We start from the raw sequence: 3,690 nt of genomic DNA, 5'->3' as shown, positions 1-3,690 counted from the left end.
TTGTAATAGGCGGAATATTTTTTACTATGTATGATTCAAGAACCCGTCTTGCGCAGGATGTCGTTATGCAGGTAAAAAGTTATTTCAAGGATGTTGTTTTTAATACAATTATTCCGCGCAATGTAAGACTTTCAGAAGCTCCTTCCCATGGTGAGCCGATTTGCATTTACGATCCGAATTGTGTTGGCGCAAAAAGCTATCAGAGACTTGCAGAAGAGGTAATCAGCCGTGGCTAAACATCAGGGATTAGGAAAAGGCCTTGGAGCCTTGATGCAAGAAGTTGATTTGTCCGAAGAATTTTCTGAAAATGGAGTTCAACTTAAGGAAAATGCGGCCCCTGTAAATTTAAATCTTCCGGCTGGAATTTCTTCTGATGAAAACGGAACACTTTGGGTTGATCCGGCTCTTTTAAAACCGAATCCTCGCCAGCCTCGAACTTACTTTGATGATGAAAAACTTGCAGAGCTTACAGAATCAGTTCGCAAGGAAGGAATTCTTTCACCTGTTATAATAGAAGATGCGAACGACGGAACTTTTTTTATCATTGCTGGTGAACGCCGTACTCGTGCAGCAAAAGCCGCAGGACTTAAAAAAATTCCTGTTCAGCTTAGAAAATATTCAGAGCAAAGAAAACTTGAAGTTGCTCTTATAGAAAATATTCAGCGTACAGATTTGAATGCGCTGGAAGAAGCACAGGCTTATTATGATTTAATGGAGCTTGGAAATTTAACGCAGGATCAGGTTGCGGAACGCGTTGGAAAAAACAGATCTACGGTTGCGAACTGTCTTCGTCTTTTAAAGCTTCCGGAAGATATTCAAAAAGCACTTGTTACAGATTCAATTTCTTCTGGACACGCGCGTGCTATTTTGAGCTTGGAAAATGATTCTGACAAGCGGATTCTTTTTGGAAAAATAATAGGACAGGGGCTTTCTGTAAGGCAGTCTGAAAATATTGCCAAGGAAATGAAAGGCGGAATTTCTTCGGCTGCAAAAACTGATTTTAAGCCAGAGCCAAAAAAAGATCCGAATCTTGCGGCGCTTGAGCAAAAACTTATCGAGCGGCTTGGAACAAAAGTTCAGTTGAAAGGCGAATTCAGCAAGGGAACAATTTCTATAAATTATTTTTCTTCTGAAGATTTGGATCGCATTTTTAATTTGATTGTGCCAGACGCTAACTTGTAGTTTTAATAAAATTTTTTATTGATAAAAATGGCTGCAAAGAAACAAAATCGAAAAAGAACTGCAAAAAAAAGAACTCCTCGCAAAAAGAAGCCAAAGATAATTCTTGACAATAAAAGTGTTATGCTTCTGTCCGCATCGATTGTTTTTTTGTGCGCGGTTTTTCTTTCCATGGCTTTTGTTTTTTCGTCTCCAAAAAAAGAGAAGCAACCAAAAGTTGCAAATATTGAGCAGCCTGTTTTGCGCCATGAACAAAAAAATAAGTCTACTGAAAAAAATAAAATTTTAGAGAACAAAACAAATCGACCGAAAAACATTCAGCCTGAAAAAAAAGAAACCGTTCAAAAGCCATCCGAGATTCACACTGAAATAAAAAAAATTCCAGTTGAAAAAAAATCTGAAGAAAAAAAGCCTCTGCCAGTTTCTAAGCCGGAAGTAAAAAAAGAATCTCCTAAGATTGCTTCTGTAAATCCGCCTGCAAAAAAAAATGAAGAAATAAAAGTTGAAAAATATTCGATTCCGCCTGCAAAAAATGGAGCGACTCTTGTTTTTATAATTGATGACGGCGGATACGACACTTACAATTTAAAGCTTTACACAAGCCTTCCTTTTCCGATTGCGATTGCGGTTCTTCCAAAACTTGCGCATTCAAAAGATTGTGCGGCCATTGTGAGAAATTCTGGACAGGAACTTATGCTTCATCAGCCAATGCAAGCTCAAAATTTAAAGCTTAATCCCGGAGAGGGCGCGATTTTGCCTGATATGTCTTTGAGCGAAGTTTATAGGCAAGTTTCAGAAAATATTGCGGAAATCGGTCCGATAAAGGGTCTTAATAATCATGAAGGCTCTCTTATAACTTGCGATGTTATGAAAATTGGAGCGGTTCTTGATGCTGTTCTTGACAACGGAATTTTCTTTGTGGATTCTAGGACTTCTGCGCAGACAAAAGCTCCTCAAGCGGCATTGGAACGAGATATGAAAATTCTTGAGCGTGATGTTTTTATAGACGACATAATTTCTAAAGATGAAATGCTCTCTCAAATTTACCGCGGACTTGGAATTGCAAATAAAAATGGAAAAGTTATAATGATTGGCCACGTTGATAAATCTGCAAAGATTCTTCCGCAGCTTTTGAATGATATGTATCCGTATTTAAAGCAAAAAGGATACAAGTTTGCTTTTCCTTCGCAGATTCAAAAATAATTTTACTTGGAATACAAGATAAAACCGATGATTTGCCTTGTCATTCTGTTGGAGTATATATGAAAGTTCTTGGAATAGAATCTTCTTGTGATGAAACAGCCTGCGCAATTGTTGAAGACGGCAGGAAAATTTTAAGCAATGTTGTTGCAACTCAAATTCCTTTTCATCAAATTTACAAAGGTGTTGTTCCTGAAATTGCAAGCCGCAAGCACGCTGAATGGATTCTTCCGGTTGTAAGGCAGAGCTTGGAGGAAGCTCATTTGACGCTTGATGAAGTTGATGCTATTGCCGCTACAAATCGTCCGGGGCTTATGGGCGCGCTTTTGGTCGGGCTTACTTTTGGAAAAACTTTGGCATGGGCTGCAAACAAGCCTTTCATCGCTGTTAACCATATGCTGGGACATATGTATGCCGCTCATCTTGAAAATGATATTCCTTATCCGTACATTGGGCTTTTGGTTTCCGGCGGACACAGCATTATTTCAAAAGTAAACGGTTTTGACGACTTGGAAATTTTGGGAACTACAATTGATGACAGTGTTGGCGAGGCGTTTGACAAGGTTGCAAAATATTACGATTTGGGTTATCCGGGAGGAGTTATAATTGACAAGCTTGCTAAAAACGGAAATCCGACTGCGTTCAGTTTTCCTCTTCCAAAACTTGATAAAGGCGATCATCGTTATGATGTTTCTTTCAGCGGACTAAAAACTGCTGTAATTCATCAGGCTGATATGTTTTTAAATGAAGGCTTTGAAAAATCAGTTGAAAATATCGCGGCGTCTTTTCAGGAAACTGCTTGCAGAACTTTGGTTTCAAGATTGCTTAGAGCTGTAGAAGATACCGGACTTAAAACTGTTGTTGCTGGTGGCGGTGTTGCTGCAAATTCACGGCTTAGGGCAATGCTTGCTGAACATAAAGAAATAAACTGTATTTTTCCTCCATTAAAATTATGTGGCGACAATGGTGCGATGATTGCCGGTGTTGCATACCATTTTCTTAAACGTGGAGAAACAAGTCCGCTGAATACAACAGCCTGCGCAAGAATTCCGCAGTTTAAAAGGGGACTTGCAAATCTTGAGGCTTTTGGAAGAAGATAATTTTTTGTGTTAAAATTCAGTTTGTCTTTTTAAAAAGCTCTGACTTTTACAAATCCGTATATTTTTGTATAATGGAAAAACGCATTTTAAGACTTTTAGTTATTTTATAGAAGTTTTTTATATCGAGGTTCGACTATGTCAAAAAAAAGTGATAATGCTTGTAAGGGTGTTGCCCGCGCGCCGCACCGTTCTCTTTTTTATGCTTCGGGTT

4 protein-coding genes are annotated in these 3,690 nt (G+C 38.6%); all 4 read left to right on the top strand.

Going from position 1 to position 3,690, the window contains the following annotated elements:
- The coding region (locus tag B4C08_RS06025; RefSeq protein WP_296663977.1) for a ParA family protein at positions 1-236 on the top strand (236 nt) is incomplete at its 5' end.
- Entirely contained in the window at positions 229-1,182 is a 954-nt protein-coding gene (locus B4C08_RS06020) for a ParB/RepB/Spo0J family partition protein (protein WP_296663976.1), read from the top strand. The genes B4C08_RS06025 and B4C08_RS06020, both read left to right, overlap by 8 nt.
- Positions 1,183-1,209: 27 nt before the next feature.
- Complete coding sequence (locus B4C08_RS06015) at positions 1,210-2,382, top strand: divergent polysaccharide deacetylase family protein (protein ID WP_296663974.1); 1,173 nt, start codon at positions 1,210-1,212, stop codon at positions 2,380-2,382.
- Positions 2,383-2,441: 59 nt separating this feature from the next.
- The gene (gene tsaD, locus B4C08_RS06010; protein ID WP_296663972.1) at positions 2,442-3,479 is read left to right on the top strand and encodes a tRNA (adenosine(37)-N6)-threonylcarbamoyltransferase complex transferase subunit TsaD; all 1,038 of its coding nucleotides are present in this window, start codon (positions 2,442-2,444) and stop codon (positions 3,477-3,479) included.
- The last annotated feature ends 211 nt before the right edge of the window (positions 3,480-3,690 follow it).

The organism is Treponema sp. UBA753 (genome assembly GCF_002297325.1).
Lineage (GTDB): Bacteria > Spirochaetota > Spirochaetia > Treponematales > Treponemataceae > Treponema_D.
The sequence above is the reverse complement of the archived record's forward strand: the minus strand, read 5'-3'. Positions and strand labels throughout refer to the sequence as shown.